15 protein-coding genes are annotated in these 20,766 nt (G+C 55.5%); 10 read left to right on the forward strand and 5 right to left on the reverse strand.

The genetic code is table 11. The annotated features are described in order from the left end of the window. Nucleotides 1–201: 201 nt before the first annotated feature. The 5 genes from infA to trxB form a co-directional block, all read right to left on the reverse strand. Complete coding sequence (gene infA, locus HV355_RS16855) at nt 202–420, reverse strand: translation initiation factor IF-1 (protein ID WP_002211347.1); 219 nt, start codon at nt 418–420, stop codon at nt 202–204. 284 nt (nt 421–704) lie between these two features. After that, nucleotides 705–1,409, reverse strand: a complete 705-nt coding sequence (gene aat / locus HV355_RS16860; RefSeq protein WP_182402751.1) for a leucyl/phenylalanyl-tRNA--protein transferase — start codon at nt 1,407–1,409, stop codon at nt 705–707. 46 nt (nt 1,410–1,455) lie between these two features. Further along, nucleotides 1,456–3,177: a cysteine/glutathione ABC transporter ATP-binding protein/permease CydC gene (gene cydC / locus HV355_RS16865; protein ID WP_182402753.1), complete on the reverse strand. Its 1,722-nt coding sequence runs from the start codon at nt 3,175–3,177 to the stop codon at nt 1,456–1,458. Beyond that, nucleotides 3,177–4,943, reverse strand: coding sequence for a cysteine/glutathione ABC transporter permease/ATP-binding protein CydD (gene cydD, locus HV355_RS16870; protein ID WP_182402755.1), 1,767 nt, complete (start codon nt 4,941–4,943; stop codon nt 3,177–3,179). Before cydD ends, cydC begins: the two co-directional genes overlap by 1 nt. Before the next feature lie 114 nt (nt 4,944–5,057). Then, nucleotides 5,058–6,026: a thioredoxin-disulfide reductase gene (gene trxB, locus HV355_RS16875; protein WP_010429185.1), complete on the reverse strand. Its 969-nt coding sequence runs from the start codon at nt 6,024–6,026 to the stop codon at nt 5,058–5,060. Between the two features lie 736 nt (nt 6,027–6,762). Here trxB and lrp point away from each other — a divergent pair. The 10 genes from lrp to HV355_RS16925 all read left to right on the forward strand — a co-directional run bounded on the left by lrp (nt 6,763) and on the right by HV355_RS16925 (nt 20,758). Continuing rightward, the gene (gene lrp, locus HV355_RS16880) at nt 6,763–7,257 is read left to right on the forward strand and encodes a leucine-responsive transcriptional regulator Lrp (protein ID WP_002439523.1); all 495 of its coding nucleotides are present in this window, start codon (nt 6,763–6,765) and stop codon (nt 7,255–7,257) included. Nucleotides 7,258–7,393: 136 nt separating this feature from the next. Continuing rightward, a complete protein-coding gene (locus tag HV355_RS16885) occupies nt 7,394–11,059 on the forward strand; it encodes a DNA translocase FtsK 4TM domain-containing protein (RefSeq protein WP_182402757.1) in 3,666 nt (1,221 codons plus the stop codon). Between the two features lie 128 nt (nt 11,060–11,187). Beyond that, nucleotides 11,188–11,802 (forward strand): outer membrane lipoprotein chaperone LolA, encoded by a 615-nt coding sequence (lolA, locus tag HV355_RS16890; RefSeq protein ID WP_010429202.1) that lies wholly within the window; start codon nt 11,188–11,190, stop codon nt 11,800–11,802. A 9-nt stretch (nt 11,803–11,811) separates the two neighbouring features. Beyond that, a complete protein-coding gene (gene rarA, locus HV355_RS16895) occupies nt 11,812–13,155 on the forward strand; it encodes a replication-associated recombination protein RarA (protein WP_042717436.1) in 1,344 nt (447 codons plus the stop codon). Nucleotides 13,156–13,247: 92 nt separating this feature from the next. Further along, nucleotides 13,248–14,540: a serine--tRNA ligase gene (serS, locus tag HV355_RS16900; protein ID WP_003858266.1), complete on the forward strand. Its 1,293-nt coding sequence runs from the start codon at nt 13,248–13,250 to the stop codon at nt 14,538–14,540. Between the two features lie 212 nt (nt 14,541–14,752). Then, nucleotides 14,753–17,197, forward strand: coding sequence for a dimethylsulfoxide reductase subunit A (dmsA, locus tag HV355_RS16905; protein WP_108416002.1), 2,445 nt, complete (start codon nt 14,753–14,755; stop codon nt 17,195–17,197). 10 nt (nt 17,198–17,207) lie between these two features. Beyond that, nucleotides 17,208–17,825, forward strand: a complete 618-nt coding sequence (gene dmsB, locus HV355_RS16910; RefSeq protein WP_089597769.1) for a dimethylsulfoxide reductase iron-sulfur subunit DmsB — start codon at nt 17,208–17,210, stop codon at nt 17,823–17,825. 1 nt (nt 17,826) lies between these two features. Then, the gene (locus tag HV355_RS16915; RefSeq protein ID WP_108416003.1) at nt 17,827–18,690 is read left to right on the forward strand and encodes a dimethyl sulfoxide reductase anchor subunit family protein; all 864 of its coding nucleotides are present in this window, start codon (nt 17,827–17,829) and stop codon (nt 18,688–18,690) included. Nucleotides 18,691–18,964: 274 nt separating this feature from the next. Then, on the forward strand, nt 18,965–20,113 hold the full coding sequence (locus HV355_RS16920; RefSeq protein ID WP_010429220.1) for an MFS transporter: 1,149 nt from the start codon (nt 18,965–18,967) through the stop codon (nt 20,111–20,113). 123 nt (nt 20,114–20,236) lie between these two features. Beyond that, a complete protein-coding gene (locus HV355_RS16925; RefSeq protein ID WP_182402759.1) occupies nt 20,237–20,758 on the forward strand; it encodes an anti-virulence regulator CigR family protein in 522 nt (173 codons plus the stop codon). The last annotated feature ends 8 nt before the right edge of the window (nt 20,759–20,766 follow it).

A 20,766-nucleotide genomic window follows, 5' to 3' on the forward strand; every position in this document is an offset into this window, starting at 1 on the left:
CATCCACTGCCGCACACGCAGCTTAGCAAAATAGAAAATAAGGTCTCATCCCCCTTACTCTCCACACTGTCGAACAGACAGCCCGGAAGCTGAACCGAACCGTCAAATAATTGTTCAAATAATCAACTGCACCACAAAAAAATAAGGCCGGGAAAATCCCGGCCTTATTTAATATTCATCTGCCATTACAGGCGAAAACAATTAGCGACTACGGAAGACAATGCGGCCTTTGCTCAGGTCGTACGGGGTCAGTTCAACAGTCACTTTGTCGCCCGTTAAAATGCGGATGTAGTTTTTGCGCATTTTACCGGAGATGTGCGCAGTTACCACGTGACCGTTTTCCAGCTCTACGCGAAACATGGTATTAGGCAACGTATCAAGTACGGTACCCTGCATTTCAATATTGTCTTCTTTGGCCATCTAATCCTCTGGGGTATCACTACCAAGTTTTGAACCGGCAAGATAATGCCGAAATTCATCAATTAAGTAAAGAATTGCGCGTTTAAAACGCAGCAAAACAGTTTCAGCGCATTGCCCAAGCGTCACGGTACAACCGAACGGAAAGCGCATTCGTAAAGGGGAAACGACAGGATAAACGTCAGGACGTTATCTGAAGCGAGGGTCCCAAACGGCGGCGGGGCAACAGGCAGAAGCTACTCTGCGGCATAATTATAACACCCTCATAAAAAATATGCGGAAAACATTTAGGCATTGGGCAGAAAGAGTGTACGCGGTACCCAGAAGTCGCGCGGGAGCTTCTCCTGACGGCAATTATCGAGATGTTCAATGTAGTGGCGGCGGGAGATTTCGACGGCGCCGAGCGAGGCGGTGTGCTCGTTAAGTACCTGGCAATCCATCAGTCGTCCGCCACGCAGGGCAAATTCCTCGCAGAACACCAGCAGTGCCGTTTTTGAGGCATTAACCGCACGCGAGAACATCGACTCCCCACAAAACAGCGTTCCCTGAGCCACGCCGTACATGCCGCCCACCAGGTCACCGCCATCCCATACTTCAATAGAATGCGCGTAACCCAGCTCATGCAACTGATGATAGGCGGTGATGATATCGCGAGTGATCCATGTGCCTTCGTGCCGATCTTCAGCACAGCCTTCAATGACCTGACCAAAAGCGTGATTCAGGGTTACGCGATACGGCGACTTCGCGTGAAAGCGCTTCATGCTGCGGCTAATGTGAAACTGCGCTGGCCACAATACGGCTCGTGGATCGGGTGACCACCATAAAATCGGGTCGCCTGGAGAAAACCACGGAAAAATTCCGCGCTGATAAGCCATCAACAGACGAGCAGGGCTGAGATCGCCGCCCAATGCCAGCAACCCGTTAGGTTCACGTAGCGCCCCTTCAGGTGAAGGGAACGCAATATTATGACGAGACAGCTGGACCAGGCGCATGACAGCAGAACTCCAATACGCGAGTGAGGATCGGTACAAATATAGTCTACAGACGTTGTTTAAACTGGTAGTAGCGACCCTGTTTTGCCAACAGTTCTGCGTGACTACCTTGCTCAATAATGTGTCCGTTGTCCATCACAATTATCCGATCGAAACTCGCCAGTCCGCGCAGGCGATGCGTCACCATCAGCACCGTTTTACCGGCCATAACATTCGTCAGTAAATCAAGGATTTGGCTTTCGGTGGTGGCGTCCAGCCCTTCGGTGGGCTCGTCGAGCAGCATCAGCGGCGCATCATGCAGCAGCGCACGGGCGATCGCCAGACGACGCAATTCGCCACCGGAGAGTTGACGACCGCCTTCACCCAGCCAGCTATTCAGACCTTCGTCCTCAAGCAGCTTATGCAGCCCGACCTGTTCGAGCGTGGTACGAAGTGCATCGTCAGATGCGTCCGGCGCTGCCAGCAGCAGGTTGTCGCGCAGAGTGGCGCTAAACAGATGCACGCGCTGTGGGACAACGCTGACGGTCTTGCGTAAGATCTGCTCGCTGAAATCAACCAGCGGCACTGCGTTAAAGAGAATCTGACCGTGCTGCGGATCCCAGGCGCGCGTCAACAGCTGCAGAAGCGTTGACTTACCGCATCCGGTCCGCCCAAGGATTGCAATGCGCTGGCCCGGGTTAACGGAGAGATTGATATCTTCAAGTGCATTCTGCGTCTGTGTGTTATAGGCGAAGTTGACGTTATTCAGCGTCAGCGCAACCTGCGCAGGAACCACACTCTGTTCAGCAGTGAATTTCACCTCTGGCTTCTGCTCGGCAATCTCGGTGATGCGCAGGGCAGAGGCGATAACCTGTCCAAGATGCTGGAAGGCCCCCGTCACTGGTGCCAGCGCTTCGAAGGCTGCCAGTGCACAGAAAACAAAGAGTGCAATCAGCGGGCCTGGCTGCAGATTTCCACCCACGCCGCCGGAGGCCATCCACAGCATCGCGATAACAGCCACGCCGCCGATGAGCATCATCAGCGCCTGGGAGAAGGCCGTGAGTTCAGACTGTCGACGCTGGGCTTCATGCCAGTTCAACTCCGTACTTTCCATACGCGCGCGGTAACGCTTGCTGGCACCGAAAATGGTCAGTTCTGCCTGTCCCTGCAGCCAGGAGGTCAGCTGCTGACGATATTCTCCACGCAGGCGCGTCAGGCTTTCGCCGGTGGATTTACCGGCGCGATAGAACAGCGGCGGCAGGATAATCAACGTCAGCAGCATAATGCCGCCGAGCGTCAGCGCGATAGGGACGTCCAGAACACACAGCCCCAGCGTGACGACAACAATCACCACAAACGCGCCGACTATCGGTGAAATCACGCGCAGATAGAGGTGATCCAGCGTATCGACATCCGCAACCACGCGGTTGAGCAATTCGCCCTGACGAAAACGCGCCAGCCCGGCAGGGGAGAGCGGGAGCAGCTTGCTGAACGTGTAAATGCGCAGGTGCTGGAGCACGCGGAATGTGGCGTCATGGCTGACCAGACGCTCGAAGTAACGCCCGGCGGTACGGGTAATGGCGGTGCCACGTACCCCGGCTGCCGGGAGCATGTAGTTAAAGCTGTAGAGCCCGGCGAAACCTGCAACGGCAGAGGCAGACAGGAACCAGCCAGAAAGGGTGAGCAGGCCGATGCTGGCGAGCAGGGTAATAATTGCCAGCACGATCCCCAGCGTCAGCATCCATTTGTGGCGCTTATACAGGGCAAGATAAGGGAGCAGGGCACGCATCAGATGTCCTCCTGACGATTCGCGAGAAGGGCCGCAAAAGGCCCCTGCGCGGCAACGAGTGAGGCATACTTGCCTTGCTCAACGAGTTGACCGTTTTCCATCACCCAAATCTGGTCCCAGTCGGCGATGCCTTCAAGCTGGTGGGTGACCATCAGCGTGGTTTGCTGCTGTGATGCGGCATTAAGCGCTTCCATCACGCGTTGTTCGCTGTGTGCGTCCAGGCTGGCGGCAGGCTCATCCAGCAACATCAGTTGGCAAGGATTCAACAACGCGCGGGCAACAGCCACACGCTGCGCTTGCCCTACGGACAGCCCTGCAGACTGGTCGCCAACGACCGTATCCACGCCCTGCGGGAGCAGCGGCAGAAACTCGCTAACCCAGGCGCGATCGAGGACCGATTGCAGCTCATCTTCCCGCGCGTCCGGGCGAGCCAGAAGCACGTTTTCGCGTAGTGTGGAAGCCGGAAGCTGCGGGTTTTGTCCTACCCAGCTCAGCTGTTTGCGCCAGGCATCAGGCTCCAAATCGCACAACTCAGTTTTATTAATGCACAGCGAACCGGTGTAAGCCATAAAGCCGGAGAGTGCATTTAACAGCGAGCTTTTCCCGGAGCCACTGGTTCCGACCAGTACCACGCGCTGCCCGGCAGGCAGGGTAAAGTTGAGCGGACCTGCCAGCACTTTGCCTTCAGGTGACAGAACAGAAAAATCCTTCGCCTCAATCGTCACGGGCTCTTTGGCGTTCAGAACGATGTCACCACGCTCGGGATGCGCCAGCGGTGTTTCAAGGAAGGTTTTCAGACTGTCTGCCGCGCCAACCGCCTGTGCTTTGGCATGGTAAAAGGTGCCAAGATCGCGCAGCGGCTGGAAAAACTCCGGAGCCAGGATCAATGCCAGGAAACCCGCTGAAAGCGTTACGGCTGTGCCGTAGTGGCCGAAATCCAGCGCGCCGAGGTAAGAAAACCCGAAGTAGACCGCCACAAGGGCAATCGACAGCGAAGTGAAGAATTCAAGCACGCCAGAGGAGAGGAATGCGAGACGCAGCACCTCCATGGTGCGCTGACGGAAATCCTGAGACGCCAGGCGAATATTTTCCGTTTCCGCTTCACCCCGGCCAAAAATACGCAGGGTTTCCATTCCGCGCAGCCGGTCAAGGAAATGACCGCTCAGGCGGCCCAGCGCGAGGAAGTTACGACGGTTTGCATCCGCCGCACCCATCCCGACCATCGCCATAAACAGCGGGATAAGCGGGGCGGTACCCAGCAGGATCAGCGCCGCTACCCAGTTGGTCGGGAAAATCGCAATCAGTATCAGCAGCGGTACGCAAACGGCCAGCGCCATCTGCGGCAGGTAGCGGGCGTAGTAGTCGTGCATATCGTCGATCTGTTCAAGGATCAGCGTCGCCCAGCTCCCCGCAGGTTTACCCTGGATCCAGGCAGGCCCGGCTTCCTGAAGACGATCCAGGACCTTACGGCGGATCTCGTAGCGGATATGCTGTCCGGCATGAAAACCAACGCGTTCACGCAGCCAAACGACCCACGCACGAAGGATAAAAACCAGAATCAGGACAATAAAGGGCAACAGGAGCGCTTCACGCGGAATGTTCTCCATGATCATATGATTAAGAATGCGGGCCAGCAGCCATGCCTGGGCAACAATCAACAAACCACTGACGAGTCCCAGAAGACGGGAAATCATGAGCCAGCGGCGGGAAAGAACGCTTTGCTGTTTAAGCCAGCGTGTTAACTCTTGTTGACGGGTTTTTTCCATTGCGTACTTTGCAGGTGACGTTATAAGAAATTAGACCACTGCATGTTACACGTGGGGAAAAATAAAGGCGACCTGTGGCCGCCTTTATTTACGTTTGTTACTGACTTGTAAAGATTATTTACCTTGTTCAGCCAGTCCGTCGAGGTAGCGTTCAGCATCCAGCGCGGCCATACAGCCGGTGCCTGCAGAGGTAATCGCCTGACGATAAATATGGTCCATCACGTCGCCAGCCGCGAACACGCCCGGGATGCTGGTCTGGGTCGCGTTACCGTGAATGCCCGACTGCACTTTGATGTAGCCGTTTTCCAGCTCCAGTTGACCGTCGAAGATCGCGGTGTTCGGACTGTGACCGATCGCCACAAACAGGCCCGCCACTTCAAGCGACTCGATGTTATCGGTGTTCTGGGTATCGCGCAGACGCAGGCCGGCAACGCCCATCTGGTCACCCGTGACCTCTTCCAGGGTACGGTGGGTGTGCAGCACGATGTTGCCGCTTGCCACTTTATCCATCAGGCGTTTGATCAGGATCTTCTCCGCGCGGAAGGTGTCGCGACGGTGGATCAGATGTACTTCAGAGGCGATGTTTGCCAGGTAGAGCGCTTCTTCCACTGCGGTGTTACCGCCGCCGATCACGGCGACTTTCTGATTGCGATAGAAGAAACCGTCGCAGGTAGCGCAGGCAGAGACGCCGCGGCCCTTGAACGCTTCTTCAGACGGCAGACCAAGGTAACGGGCAGAGGCGCCGGTGGCGATGATCAGCGCGTCACAGGTGTATTCGCCGCTGTCGCCGGTCAGGCGGAACGGACGGTTCTGCAGATCGACCTTATTGATGTGGTCGAACAGAATTTCAGTTTCAAATTTGGCGGCATGCTCGTGCATACGTTCCATCAGCAGCGGCCCGGTCAGGTCATTCGGGTCCCCTGGCCAGTTTTCCACTTCGGTGGTGGTGGTCAGCTGACCGCCTTTTTCCATACCGGTGATGAGTACCGGGTGCAGGTTAGCGCGTGCAGCATAGACCGCTGCGGTATATCCCGCAGGTCCAGAACCAAGGATTAGCAGCTTACTGTGTTTGGCCGTGCCCATGAGATCCCCATTGTTGTTGGCAGACATTTGGCTGGATTGTAGGGAATTTGTTGTCGTAAAAAAAGAGCGCAGGAATTTTGATATCAATCTGTGTAATAGCCACGGACGATGAATGGGGCGCTATAACATCACTATTTCGCCTGAAATCCGGTCGTTTATAAGGCAATAAAATGACGATTAATACCCTGCCGTAATGAATATCCGGCATGTTGTACTAAAAATCGATGTTTTGCTTTGACAATCACCTGCGCTTTTGCGAAAACATTCAAGGAAGAAAAAAAACCGCGTTAACCGTGTGCCGCATAGGCATGCACGTAAATGCCATTTTTACCGTGTCAGTGAAATCTACGCATGGCGTGGACAGACGCCATACGTGATGTCGGTGACTGCCTTCGGGCAACGGTCTTCTTACCAACAGAACCCGAATCCGCATCGCGTCTATAGCCTAATAATTCGAGTTGCATGAAGGCGGCGACGCAGCGAATCCCCGGGAGCGTACATCAGTACGTGACTGGGGTGAGCGAGGACAAACTGGCCTGGCCAGTTTGAACAGCGCTTGCGCTGGCCCCGAAGGGGCGAGGCCACAGGCCGAGTCAAGCCAACGCACAGGCAACTTGAAGTATGACGGATATAATACATAACCAGGCGATGTGATGACTAACGGGTACAGGCTCTGAACAGTGATGTGCACAGGGTCCAGGCAGGAGTAGGGAAGGAATACAGAGAGACAATAATAATGGTAGATAGCAAGAAGCGCCCTGGCAAAGATCTCGACCGTATCGATCGTAACATTCTTAATGAATTGCAAAAGGATGGGCGTATTTCCAACGTCGAGCTTTCAAAACGTGTGGGACTTTCCCCGACGCCGTGCCTTGAGCGTGTGCGCCGACTGGAAAGACAGGGTTTTATTCAGGGCTATACGGCTCTGCTTAACCCGCATTATCTGGATGCCTCACTTCTGGTATTTGTTGAGATTACTCTGAATCGTGGTGCGCCGGATGTGTTTGAACAATTCAACTCCGCTGTACAAAAACTTGAAGAAATTCAAGAGTGTCATCTGGTTTCCGGTGATTTCGACTACCTGTTGAAAACCCGCGTGCCTGATATGTCCGCCTACCGTAAGCTGCTGGGTGAAACCTTGCTGCGTCTGCCGGGCGTGAACGACACCCGTACGTATGTGGTGATGGAAGAGGTTAAACAGAGCAATCGTCTGGTAATTAAGACGCGCTAACACGGAACAGGTGCAAAATCAGCGTAGTTTGATTACACTCCTGTTAATCCATACAGCAACAGTGCCGGGGAGTCCCCGGCGCTGTTGTCCGTTTTAGCAAACAGGCAGGATATGCCTGATACCTGGAGAGCCTTTCTTGAGCCAGGAATACACTGAAGACAAAGAAGTCACACTATCGAAGCTAAGCAGCGGACGTCGTCTCCTCGAGGCTTTGCTGTTGGTTATTGCCCTTTTCGCCGTCTGGCTGATGGCAGCGTTACTCAGTTTCAACCCCTCCGATCCCAGCTGGTCGCAAACCGCATGGCATGAGCCTATCCATAATTTAGGCGGTGTACCGGGAGCCTGGCTTGCGGACACGCTCTTTTTCATTTTCGGTGTGATGGCCTATACCATTCCCGTCATTATCATTGGCGGATGCTGGTTTGCCTGGCGTCATCGTCAGAATGACGACTACATCGATTACTTCGCGGTATCGCTGCGCCTGATTGGCGCGCTGGCATTGATCCTCACATCGTGCGGGCTGGCGGCGATAAACGCAGACGATATCTGGTACTTCGCCTCCGGTGGCGTCATCGGCAGCCTGCTGAGTTCCGCCCTGCAGCCGATGCTTCACAGCAGCGGAGGTACCCTGACGCTGCTTTGCATCTGGGCCGCAGGGTTGACCCTGTTTACTGGCTGGTCGTGGGTCAGCATCGCCGAGAAGATCGGCAGCTTTATTCTCACTATCCTCACTTTCGCCAGTAACCGTACCCGTCGTGACGATACGTGGGTCGATGAAGACGAATATGAAGATGAGTACGAAGAGGAAGACGAGGCGCCGGTACAGCGTCGTGAATCTCGTCGGGCCCGTATTCTTCGTGGCGCGCTCGCGCGTCGTCAGCGCGTCGCTGAAAAATTTGCCAATCCGCTTGGGCGTAAAACAGATGCGGCGCTCTTCTCCGGCAAACGCATGGATGAAGACGAGCAGGTTGAGTACCGTGCGGCGGGCGCCGCCGTCGATCCTGATGATGTTCTGTTCTCCGGCAACCGTGCGATGCCGGGCGATTTTGACGAATACGATCCGCTGCTGAATGGTCATTCAGTGACAGAGCCGGTCGCAGCCGCTGCTGCCGCTACCACGGCAGCGCAGGCTTTTGCTGCGCCAGCGGAAGCCGTAATGCCATCCGCGCCCGTTCCGGCACCGGAGTCGGTTATCCAGCAACCTCAGGTTGACTGGCAGACTGCGCCGGGTGTTCACACCCCGGAACCTGTTATTGCGCCTGAACCAGAAAGCTATGTTCCTGTGCAGCAGGAACAATGGCAGCAGCCTTATCAGCCGGAGCCCGTGTATGAACCACAGGGGTACCCGGAATATGAGCAGCCGGTCGCACAGCCGTATGTACCGGAACCGGTTGAACCTGCGCAACCATACGCACAACCTGAGCCTGACGTGGCGGAGGAGGCGAAACCGTCTCGTCCACCACTGTACTACTTTGAAGAAGTGGAAGAGCGCCGCGCCCGTGAGCGCGAGCAGCTGGCAGCCTGGTATCAACCTGTGCCGGAGCCGGTGCAAGAGCCTGTCGCAAAAGCGCCTTCCGTTTCCGTACCGCCAGTCGATCCAACGCCTGTGGCAGAGAGCGTGAAGCAAGCCTCTGTCGCTGCCGCCGCTGCGGCACCAGTCTTTAGCCTGGCGACCGGCGGCGCGCCTCGTCCTCAGGTGAAAGAGGGCATTGGCCCGCAATTGCCTCGTCCTAATCGCGTACGTGTGCCCACGCGCCGCGAGCTGGCTTCCTACGGTATCAAGCTGCCTTCCCAGCGTATGGCTGAGGAAAAAGCGCGTGAATCGGACTATGAAGACGACGCCGATGAACTTCATCAGGATGAGCTGGCGCGTCAGTTCGCCGCGCAGCAGAATCAGCGTTACGGTGAAGAATATCAGCACGACGAGCAAATCCAGGAAGATGAAGACGATGCGGCAGAAGCTGAATTAGCCCGCCAGTTCGCCGCTACGCAGCAACAGCGTTATTCTGGTGAACAGCCTTCGGGCGCGAACCCGTTCTCGCTGACGGATTTTGAATTCTCACCGATGAAAGATCTGGTGGATGATGGCCCAAGCGAACCGCTGTTTACGCCGAGCGTAATGCCGGACGCTGAGCCTGTGCGCCAGCAGCCAGCAGCTCAGAACTACGCGCAGCCGCAACAACCTGCTCAGCAGCCATATGCGCAACCGCAGCAGCCACCACAGCCGCCGCAGTTCCAGCAGCCTGCGCCTCAGCCGCAGGAAAGCCTTATTCACCCGCTGCTGATGCGTAACGGCGATAGCCGTCCGCTGCAGCGTCCAAGCACGCCGCTGCCGTCGCTGGATCTGTTAACGCCGCCACCGTCAGAAGTGGAGCCGGTTGATACCTTTGCGCTCGAACAAATGGCGCGTCTGGTCGAAGCCCGTCTGGCTGACTTCCGCATCAAGGCGGATGTGGTGAACTACTCACCGGGTCCTGTGATCACGCGATTCGAACTGAATCTGGCGCCAGGCGTAAAAGCAGCGCGTATTTCTAACCTGTCACGAGACCTGGCGCGTTCCCTGTCGACCGTTGCGGTACGTGTGGTGGAAGTGATCCCAGGCAAGCCGTACGTTGGCCTTGAGCTGCCGAACAAGAAACGTCAGACCGTTTACCTGCGAGAAGTGCTGGATAACACCAAGTTCCGCGATAACCCGTCCCCGCTGACCGTGGTGCTGGGTAAAGATATCGCAGGCGATCCGGTGGTGGCAGATCTCGCGAAAATGCCTCACCTGCTGGTTGCCGGTACCACCGGTTCCGGTAAGTCAGTTGGCGTTAACGCCATGATCCTCAGCATGCTATACAAAGCGCAGCCGGAAGATGTGCGTTTCATCATGATCGACCCGAAAATGCTCGAACTGTCGGTCTACGAAGGTATTCCGCATCTGCTCACGGAAGTGGTGACGGACATGAAAGACGCCGCCAACGCGCTGCGCTGGAGCGTCAATGAGATGGAACGCCGCTACAAGCTGATGTCTGCGCTGGGCGTGCGTAACCTGGCCGGCTATAACGAGAAAATCGCCCAGGCGATGCGCATGGGACGTCCTATTCCGGATCCTTACTGGAAGCCGGGTGACAGCATGGATGCCCAGCATCCGGTGCTGGAAAAACTGCCTTATATCGTCGTGCTGGTCGATGAATTCGCCGACCTGATGATGACCGTCGGTAAGAAAGTGGAAGAGCTGATTGCTCGTCTGGCGCAGAAAGCGCGTGCGGCGGGTATTCACCTTGTGCTGGCGACGCAGCGTCCTTCCGTGGACGTTATTACTGGGCTTATCAAAGCGAACATTCCGACGCGTATTGCGTTTACCGTATCAAGTAAAATTGACTCCCGTACCATTCTTGACCAGGGCGGCGCTGAGTCGCTGCTGGGTATGGGTGATATGCTTTACTCAGGTCCGAACTCCACCTCGCCGGTGCGTGTCCACGGTGCGTTTGTCCGCGATGAGGAAGTTCACGCTGTCGTGCAGGACTGGAAAGCGCGCGGTCGTCCACAATACGTGGACGGGATCACCTCTGACAGCGAGAGCGAAGGCGGCGGCGGTGGCTTTGACGGCGGTGAAGAGCTGGATCCGTTATTCGATCAGGCGGTTAACTTCGTGACCGAAAAACGCAAAGCGTCCATCTCTGGCGTGCAGCGTCAGTTCCGTATCGGCTACAACCGCGCGGCGCGTATCATCGAGCAGATGGAAGCGCAGGGGATTGTGAGCGAGCAGGGGCATAACGGTAACCGCGAGGTGCTGGCTCCGCCGCCGTTTGATTAACCTTCAGTGATTGCAAAGAAGGGTAAATCAGCCAAAATTAAGCATTTTCTTCTGTCGCCTGCCTTCGGGCAGGGCCAGAATAGAAGACGGAAACCCCATATCGGGAAGACGTATTTTAAGGAATAACAATGAAAAAAATCGCTATCGCCTGTGCTTTACTCACCAGTTTTGTTGCCAGCAGCGTCTGGGCTGATGCAGCCAGCGACCTTAAAAGCCGACTGGATAAAGTAAGCAGCTTCCACGCCAGCTTCACGCAAAAAGTGACTGACGGCAGCGGCAACGCGGTGCAGGAAGGCCAGGGAGATTTGTGGGTAAAACGCCCAAATCTCTTCAACTGGCACATGACCCAGCCGGATGAGAGTATTCTGGTGTCTGACGGTAAAACCCTGTGGTTCTTCAACCCGTTTGTTGAACAAGCCACGGCGACTTGGCTGAAAGATGCGACCAGCAATACGCCGTTTATGCTGATTGCCCGCAACCAGTCCAGCGACTGGCAGCAGTACAATATCAAACAAAACGGTGATGAGTTTGTCCTGACGCCGAAAGGCAGCAACGGCAACCTGAAGCAGTTCACCATTAACGTGAGCAGCAACGGCACGATCAATCAGTTCGGTGCGGTTGAGCAAGATGACCAGCGCAGCAGCTACCAGCTGAAAACGCAGCAAAACGGCGCTGTTGATGCATCGAAATTCACCTTTACCCCGCCGCAGGGCGTAACGGTGGATGACCAACGCAATAAGTAAGAGGCATGAGTGGGCAATCTGTCGCTCGATTTTTCAGATAATGCGTTTCAACCTCTGGCCGCTCGTATGCGGCCAGAAAATTTAGCGCAGTACATCGGCCAGCAGCATCTGCTGGCTGCCGGGAAACCGTTGCCACGCGCCATTGAGGCCGGGCATCTGCACTCGATGATCCTCTGGGGGCCACCAGGCACCGGTAAAACGACCCTCGCTGAAGTGATCGCCCGATATGCAAACGCGGACGTTGAGCGGATTTCTGCCGTGACCTCCGGCGTGAAGGAGATCCGCGAAGCGATCGAGCGTGCGCGGCAGAACCGCAATGCCGGGCGGCGCACCATCCTCTTCGTGGACGAAGTTCATCGCTTCAACAAGAGCCAGCAGGATGCCTTCCTGCCGCATATTGAAGACGGCACGATCTTCTTCATCGGTGCAACCACGGAAAACCCATCCTTTGAACTTAACTCAGCACTTCTTTCCCGTGCGCGCGTTTACCTGCTCAAATCGCTGACTACAGACGATATCGAAAAGGTGCTCACCCAGGCGATGGATGACAAAGCGCGGGGTTACGGCGGACAAGACATCGTTCTACCGGATGAGACGCGCCTCGCGATTGCTCAGCTGGTTAATGGTGATGCGCGTCGGGCATTGAACACGCTGGAAATGATGGCCGATATGGCCGAAATGGATGATTCCGGCAAGCGGGTGCTGAAGCCTGAATTGCTTACTGAAATAGCCGGTGAGCGCAGCGCGCGTTTTGATAATAAAGGCGATCGTTTTTACGACCTGATCTCGGCGCTGCATAAGTCTGTGCGCGGCAGCGCTCCCGATGCGGCGCTCTACTGGTACGCGCGCATTATTACCGCAGGTGGCGATCCGCTGTATGTCGCACGTCGCTGTCTGGCGATTGCATCAGAAGACGTCGGTAATGCCGACCCGCGCGCCATGCAGGTGGCTATCTCCGCCTGGGATTGTTTCACCCGCGTCGGGCCTGCTGAAGGCGAGCGTGCGATTGCGCAGGCGATTGTCTATCTGGCCTGCGCGCCGAAAAGTAATGCGGTTTATACCGCCTTCAAAGCAGCAATGTCTGATGCACGTGAGCGTCCGGACTATGATGTGCCGGTTCATCTGCGTAACGCACCAACAAAGTTGATGAAAGAGATGGGGTACGGGCAGGAGTATCGGTACGCCCACGACGAACCCAATGCCTACGCCGCCGGAGAGGACTATTTCCCGCAGGAGATGGCACAAACCCGCTATTATCATCCTACAAACAGAGGTCTTGAGGGTAAGATTGGCGAAAAGCTCGCCTGGCTTGCCGGACAGGATCAAAATAGCCCTATAAAACGCTACCGTTAGCGCTATCGTTGCGGTAATGTTGGCGTTGTATCCCTGTGACCGCAGGCTGTGGTCACTTTTTCCTATTTAAATTCGATAAGCACAGGATAAGCATGCTCGATCCCAATCTGCTGCGTAATGAGCCAGACGCAGTCGCTGAAAAACTGGCACGCCGGGGCTTTAAGCTGGATGTAGATAAGCTGCGCGCTCTTGAAGAGCGTCGTAAAGTTCTGCAGGTACAAACTGAAAATCTGCAGGCAGAGCGTAATTCTCGATCGAAATCCATCGGCCAGGCGAAAGCGCGCGGGGAAGATATTGAGCCATTACGCCTGGAAGTGAACAAACTGGGTGAAGAGCTGGATCAGGCGAAAGCTGAACTGGACGTTCTTCAGGCTGAAATTCGTGATATTGCTCTGGCGATCCCGAACATTCCTGACGACAGCGTGCCTGTCGGCAAAGACGAAAACGACAACGTTGAAGTGAAACGCTGGGGCACGCCTCGCGAGTTTGACTTTGAGGTGCGCGATCACGTCACGCTGGGCGAAATGCACGCGGGCCTGGACTTTGCAGCGGCGGTTAAGCTGACGGGTTCTCGCTTTGTGGTCATGAAAGGTCAAATTGCCCATCTGCATCGCGCTCTGGCGCAGTTCATGCTGGATCTGCACACCGAGCAGCACGGCTACAGCGAAACCTACGTTCCGTATCTGGTTAACCACGATACGCTGTACGGTACCGGCCAGTTGCCGAAATTTGCCGGCGATCTGTTCCACACCCGTCCGCTGGACGAGGAAGCAGACAGCAGCAACTACGCGCTGATCCCAACCGCGGAAGTGCCGCTGACCAACCTCGTGCGTGATGAGATCATCGACGAAGACGATCTGCCAATCAAACTGACCGCGCACTCTCCATGTTTCCGTTCTGAAGCCGGTTCTTACGGTCGCGATACGCGCGGTCTGATCCGTATGCACCAGTTCGATAAAGTTGAGATGGTGCAGATCGTTCGTCCGGAAGAGTCTATGGACGCGCTGGAAGAGATGACCGGTCATGCTGAGAAAGTGCTGGAGCTGCTGGGCCTGCCGTACCGCCGTATGGCGCTGTGCACCGGCGACATGGGCTTCGGTGCCTGCAAAACCTTCGACCTGGAAGTTTGGGTACCTGCGCAGAACACCTACCGTGAAATCTCCTCTTGCTCTAACGTCTGGGATTTCCAGGCGCGCCGCATGCAGGCTCGCTGCCGCAGCAAGTCCGACAAGAAAACCCGTCTGGTGCACACCCTGAACGGTTCTGGTCTGGCTGTGGGTCGTACGCTGGTTGCCGTGCTGGAAAACTATCAGCAGGCAGACGGACGTATTGAGATCCCGGAAGTGCTGCGTCCCTACATGAAGGGCCAGCAGTTCATCGGCTAAATAATATGTCTTAAAACAAGAAAGCGCCTCAGGGCGCTTTTTTTATGCCTGCTAATTGATACGACTCAATAATCTCTCCCTCTAAAGTAGTAATACTCCTCCGAATGAAAGTCAGCATAAGAAGCTGATAACGAAGAAATTCGTTCTATATAAAACTATATAGCGGTCTGTGCCGCCTCTCTTTTCTTTGTGAGCAACCAAAGTGAGTCTTTATGAAAATCAAAGCGCCTGAAGCGTTAATGGCTGCCGAGGTCACTCGCCGTGGGTTGATGAAAACCACGGCAATTGGCGGCCTGGCTGTAGCCAGCAGCGCCTTCACGCTCCCTTTTACCCGACTAGCATCGGCGGCGGATGCATTATCCCCAGCCTCAGCCCCGGAAAAAGTGGTGTGGAGTGCCTGTACCGTTAACTGCGGTAGCCGTTGTCCACTGCGCATGCATGTGGTGGATGGTGAAATTAAATATGTCGAAACCGACAACACCGGGGACGATAACTATGAAGGGTTACATCAGGTTCGCGCCTGCCTGCGCGGGCGCTCCATGCGTCGCCGCGTCTATAACCCGGATCGTCTTAAATACCCGATGAAGCGTGTCGGTAAGCGTGGGGAAGGGAAGTTCGAGCGCATTAGCTGGGACGAAGCCTACGATATTATCGCGACCAACATGCAGCGTCTGATCAAGGAGTATGGCAACGAGTCCATCTACCTGAACTACGGCACCGGGACGCTCGGCGGCACGCTGACTCGCTCCTGGCCGCCGGGAAAAACGCTGGTAGCACGCCTGATGAACTGCTGCGGTGGTTATCTCAATCACTACGGCGACTACTCTTCCGCGCAGATTGCGGCTGGCCTGAACTACACTTACGGCGGCTGGGCCGACGGCAACAGCCCGTCTGATATCGAAAACAGCAAGCTGGTCGTCCTGTTCGGTAACAACCCGGGCGAAACCCGCATGAGCGGCGGCGGGGTGACCTACTATCTCGAACAGGCCCGTGCTAAATCCAATGCCCGCATGATCATCATCGATCCGCGCTACACCGACACCGGTGCCGGACGTGAAGACGAGTGGATCCCAATCCGTCCGGGTACCGATGCGGCGCTGGTTTCAGCGCTGGCGTGGGTGATGATCACTGAAAACCTCGTCGATCAGTCTTTCCTCGATAAATACTGCGTCGGCTATGACGAGAAAACCCTGCCAGCCAGCGCGCCTGCTAACGGTCACTACAAGGCCTATATTCTCGGACAGGGCAGCGACGGCGTAGCGAAAACGCCAGAGTGGGCGTCCACCATCACCGGGATCCCGGTGGAGCGTATTGTCCAGCTGGCGCGTGAGATTGGTTCAGCTAAACCAGCCTACATCAGCCAGGGTTGGGGACCGCAGCGTCATGCAAACGGTGAAATTGCGACCCGCGCGATCTCCATGCTCTCCATTCTGACCGGCAATGTCGGCATTCACGGCGGTAACACCGGCGCACGCGAAGGCTCGTATGAAGTCCCGTTTGAACGTATGCCGACGCTGGACAACCCCGTGCAGACCAGCATCTCCATGTTTATGTGGACGGATGCGATTGAACGTGGCCCGGAAATGACCGCCCTGCGCGACGGCGTGCGCGGCAAAGACAAGCTGGACGTGCCGATCAAGATGATCTGGAACTATGCCGGCAACTGTCTTATCAACCAGCACTCCGAAATCAACCGCACCCATGAAATCCTGCAGGATGACAAGAAGTGCGAAATGATTGTGGTGATTGACTGTCACATGACATCGTCGGCGAAATATGCCGATATCCTGCTGCCGGACTGCACCGCGTCAGAGCAGATGGATTTCGCCCTGGATGCCTCCTGCGGCAACATGTCCTACGTGATCTTTACCGACCAGGCGATTAAACCGCGCTTCGAGTGCAAAACCATCTATGAGATGACCTCTGAGCTGGCGAAACGTCTTGGCGTAGAGCAGCAGTTTACCGAGGGGAGGACGCAGGAAGGGTGGATGCGCCATCTGCACGAACTTTCCCGTAAAGCGATTCCGGACCTCCCGGACTTCGATACCTTCCGCAAGCAGGGGATGTATAAACAGCGCGATCCGGAAGGGCATCACGTCGCGTACAAAGCCTTCCGCGAAGACCCGCAGGCTAACCCGCTGACCACACCGTCGGGCAAAATCGAAATTTACTCCGAAGAGCTGGCAAAAATTGCCTCCACCTGGGAGCTGCCGGAAGGGGATGTTATCGATCCACTGCCAATCTACACGCCGGGTTTCGAAAACTACAACGATCCGCTTACCGCGAAATTCCCGCTGCAGCTGACCGGTTTCCATTACAAAGCCCGCGTCCACTCAACCTACGGCAACGTCGACGTACTGAAAGCCGCGTGCCGCCAGGAGATGTGGATCAACCCGATGGATGCCAAAGCACGTGGAATCAACAATGGTGACCGTGTACGCATCTTCAATGGTCGTGGTGAGGTACATATCGAAGCCAAAGTCACTCCGCGCATGATGCCTGGCGTTGTCGCGCTGGGGGAAGGGGCCTGGTATAACCCGGATGCAAACCGCATTGACCAGGCGGGCAGTATTAACGTACTGACCACACAGCGGCCGTCGCCACTGGCGAAGGGCAACCCGTCCCACACGAACCTTGTTCAGGTTGAAAAGGTGTAAGGAGTAACCGATGACAACCCAGTATGGATTTTTTATTGATTCCAGCCGCTGCACAGGGTGTAAAACCTGCGAGCTGGCCTGCAAAGATTACAAAGACCTGACGCCGGATGTGAGCTTCCGCCGTATTTACGAATACGCCGGTGGCGACTGGCAGGAAGATAACGGCGTCTGGCATCAGAACGTCTTTGCCTACTACCTGTCAATTGCGTGCAACCACTGCGAAGATCCGGCTTGTACCAAAGTCTGTCCGAGCGGTGCGATGCACAAGCGTGAAGACGGCTTTGTGGTGGTGGACGAAGATGTCTGCATCGGCTGCCGCTATTGCCACATGGCGTGTCCGTACGGTGCGCCGCAGTACAACGAAGCAAAAGGCCATATGACCAAGTGCGACGGCTGCCACTCCCGCGTGGCCGACGGTAAAAAACCGATCTGCGTGGAATCCTGCCCGCTGCGCGCGCTGGACTTTGGCCCAATTGAAGAGCTGCGTAAAAAACATGGCCAGCTTGCTGCCGTTGCGCCGCTGCCGTCCGCACACTTCACCAAGCCGAGTATTGTCATTAAACCTAACGCCAACAGCCGTCCTACAGGTGATACCACCGGCTATCTGGCAAACCCGAAGGAGGTGTGAGATGGGAAGTGGATGGCATGAATGGCCGCTGATGATCTTTACGGTCTTTGGGCAGTGTGTTGCGGGTGGCTTTATTGTGCTCGCGCTGGCGCTGTTGAAAGGTAATCTCAACGCTGAACAGCAGCAGCGTCTGGTGCTGAGCATGTTTGGCCTTTGGGTACTGATGGGGCTTGGCTTTATTGCTTCTACGCTGCACCTCGGTTCACCAATGCGCGCGTTCAACTCTCTGAACCGCGTGGGCGCATCGTCCCTCAGTAACGAGATTGCCAGTGGGGCGATTTTCTTCGCTGTTGGCGGACTGGGCTGGCTGCTGGCCGCGCTGAATAAATTGCCTGCGGCTCTGCGCAGCCTGTGGCTGATTGTGACGATGGTGCTGGGCGTGGTGTTCGTGTGGATGATGGTGCGTGTCTATAACACCATTGATACTGTCCCAACCTGGTACAGCGTCTGGACGCCGATGAGCTTCTTCCTGACGATGTTTATTGGCGGTCCGCTGCTGGGCTACCTGCTGCTGCGCGTGGCGGGTGTGGATGGCTGGGCAATGCGTTTGCTGCCTGCCGTTTCGCTACTGGCTTTGGTCGTGAGCGCTGTGGTTGCTCTGATGCAAGGGGCTGAGCTGGCAACGATTCACAGTTCGATTCAGCAGGCCTCTGCCCTGGTCCCGGATTACGGTTCTCTGATGGCCTGGCGCATCGTTCTGCTGGTCGCGGCGTTGGTATTCTGGATCGCCCCTCAGCTTAAAGGTTATCAGCCCGCGCTGCCGCTGCTGTCACTGGCCTTTGTGCTGGTACTGGCGGGTGAACTGATTGGCCGCGGTGTGTTCTACGGGTTACATATGACCGTTGGTATGGCTATCGCCAGTTAGCGTTGTATTTAGTTCTATCAAGCCGGGCCCGAGCGCCCGGCTTTTCTTTTTTCAATCATGAAATTTTTCGACTGTCGTTTTGTTTTAATTTCGGGCATTAATAAATAAAAACAGAGACATAATTAATATCTATAGCAGGCGTGGCATTAGCAGGATAAGTTTTTTAAATCGACAGGGATCATATTGTGCGTGGCGCTTAAATCAGTGGATTGACTTTGTTTTTGCCAGTGGCATGATGCGCACGAAATCTGAACTTCCTCACGGTTTTTAATCCATGACCACCTATACCCGGCCAGTGCTTCTGTTGCTCTGTGGCCTGCTTCTGTTGACCCTGGCGATCGCAGTGTTAAATACGCTCGTCCCGCTGTGGCTCGCCCATGAAAACTTACCGACCTGGCAGGTGGGTATGGTCAGCTCGTCCTTTTTTACCGGGAACCTGCTGGGCACATTATTAACCGGTAGCCTGATTAAGCGTTTTGGCTTTAATCGCAGCTATTATCTGGCTTCGCTGATTTTTGCCGCCGGATGTGCCGGGCTGGGACTGATGGTTGGTTTCTGGAGCTGGATGGCATGGCGCTTTATCGCTGGCGTAGGCTGCGCAATGATTTGGGTGGTAGTTGAAAGTGCGCTGATGTGCAGCGGCACATCACGTAACCGCGGACGCCTGCTGGCCGCCTATATGATGGTTTACTACGTCGGCACCGTGCTGGGTCAACTGATGGTTAGCAAGCTGCCAACCGACCTGATGAGCGTTCTGCCGTGGGTAACGGGCATGGTGCTGGCCGCAATCCTGCCGCTGCTGTTTACGCGTATTGTGAACCAGAACAGCGAGCATCAGGAAGCGACCCACATCTGGCCGATGCTGAGGCTGCGCCATGCGCGCCTGGGGATTAACGGCTGTATTATTTCCGGGATTGTGCTGGGTTCGCTCTATGGCCTGATGCCGCTCTACCTGAATCATCAGGGCGTGAGCGATTCCGGAATAGGGTTCTGGATGGCGGTGATGGTCAGCGCCGGGATCGTCGGGCAGTGGCCTATTGGTCGCCTGGCGGATCGCTTCGGTCGCCTGCTGGTGCTGCGCGTTCAGGTCTTCGTGGTGATCATGGGATGCCTTGCGATGCTCAGCAATGCTGCTATGGCACCGGCCCTGTTTATACTTGGGGCTGCGGGCTTTACGCTCTATCCTGTTGCGATGGCCTGGGCCTGTGAGAAAGTTGAACATCACCAGCTGGTGGCGATGAACCAGGCGCTGTTACTGAGCTATACCATCGGCAGTTTATTAGGGCCGACGTTTACCGCGATGCTGATGCAGAATTATTCCGATAACCTGCTGTTTATCATGATCGCCAGCGTATCGTTTATTTATCTCTTAATGCTACTGCGCAAAGCGGGCGAGCACCCAACGCCAGTGGCGCATGCCTGATTAAATAAAAGCCTGTCGATGACAGGCTTTTTTGTCCCCATCACAACTAAGAGTTTTACTTATTGTGTGTTTATCTCACCAGGCGATAATTCACAGGAGTCCTACCACAATAAGGCAGCCATCATGTCTATTCGTCGTTTTTCCACTACTGCGCTTGCCGTAGTGTTGTCTTTAACGTTTGCAACCGCTCCGGTCATGGCTAATCCTGGAAATGGGAATGGCGGTGGTCACGGAAACGGTGGCGGACAAGGTAATAGCGGCAATCATGGCAACGGGAATTCTGGTGACCATGTTAATAAGCAAAATAACGGTAAGGATAATCCGGGAAAATCGGATAAGAGCTTCAAAAACAGCAAAGATGTCAGTAATGATGTCGACGTTCGTGTGAGCTTCGATCATGCCCGCCATCTGGCACTGAATTACGGCTTAACGGGCTATGATTCTCTGCCTCCGGGGATCGCAAAAAACCTGGCGCGCGGTAAACCGCTGCCTCCGGGCATTGCGAAGAAAACTGTGCCAGCGTCTATGCTGGGCCAACTTCCTTCTTATCCGGGCTATGAATGGCGGGTGGTGGGGGATGACCTGGTCTTAATCGCATTGAGTACCGCGATTGTGACCTCCGTTATTAACGGCGTCTTCAAATAGAATATAGA

It is taken from the genome of Enterobacter sp. RHBSTW-01064, from assembly GCF_014103035.1.
Classification (GTDB): Bacteria; Pseudomonadota; Gammaproteobacteria; order Enterobacterales; family Enterobacteriaceae; genus Enterobacter; species Enterobacter mori.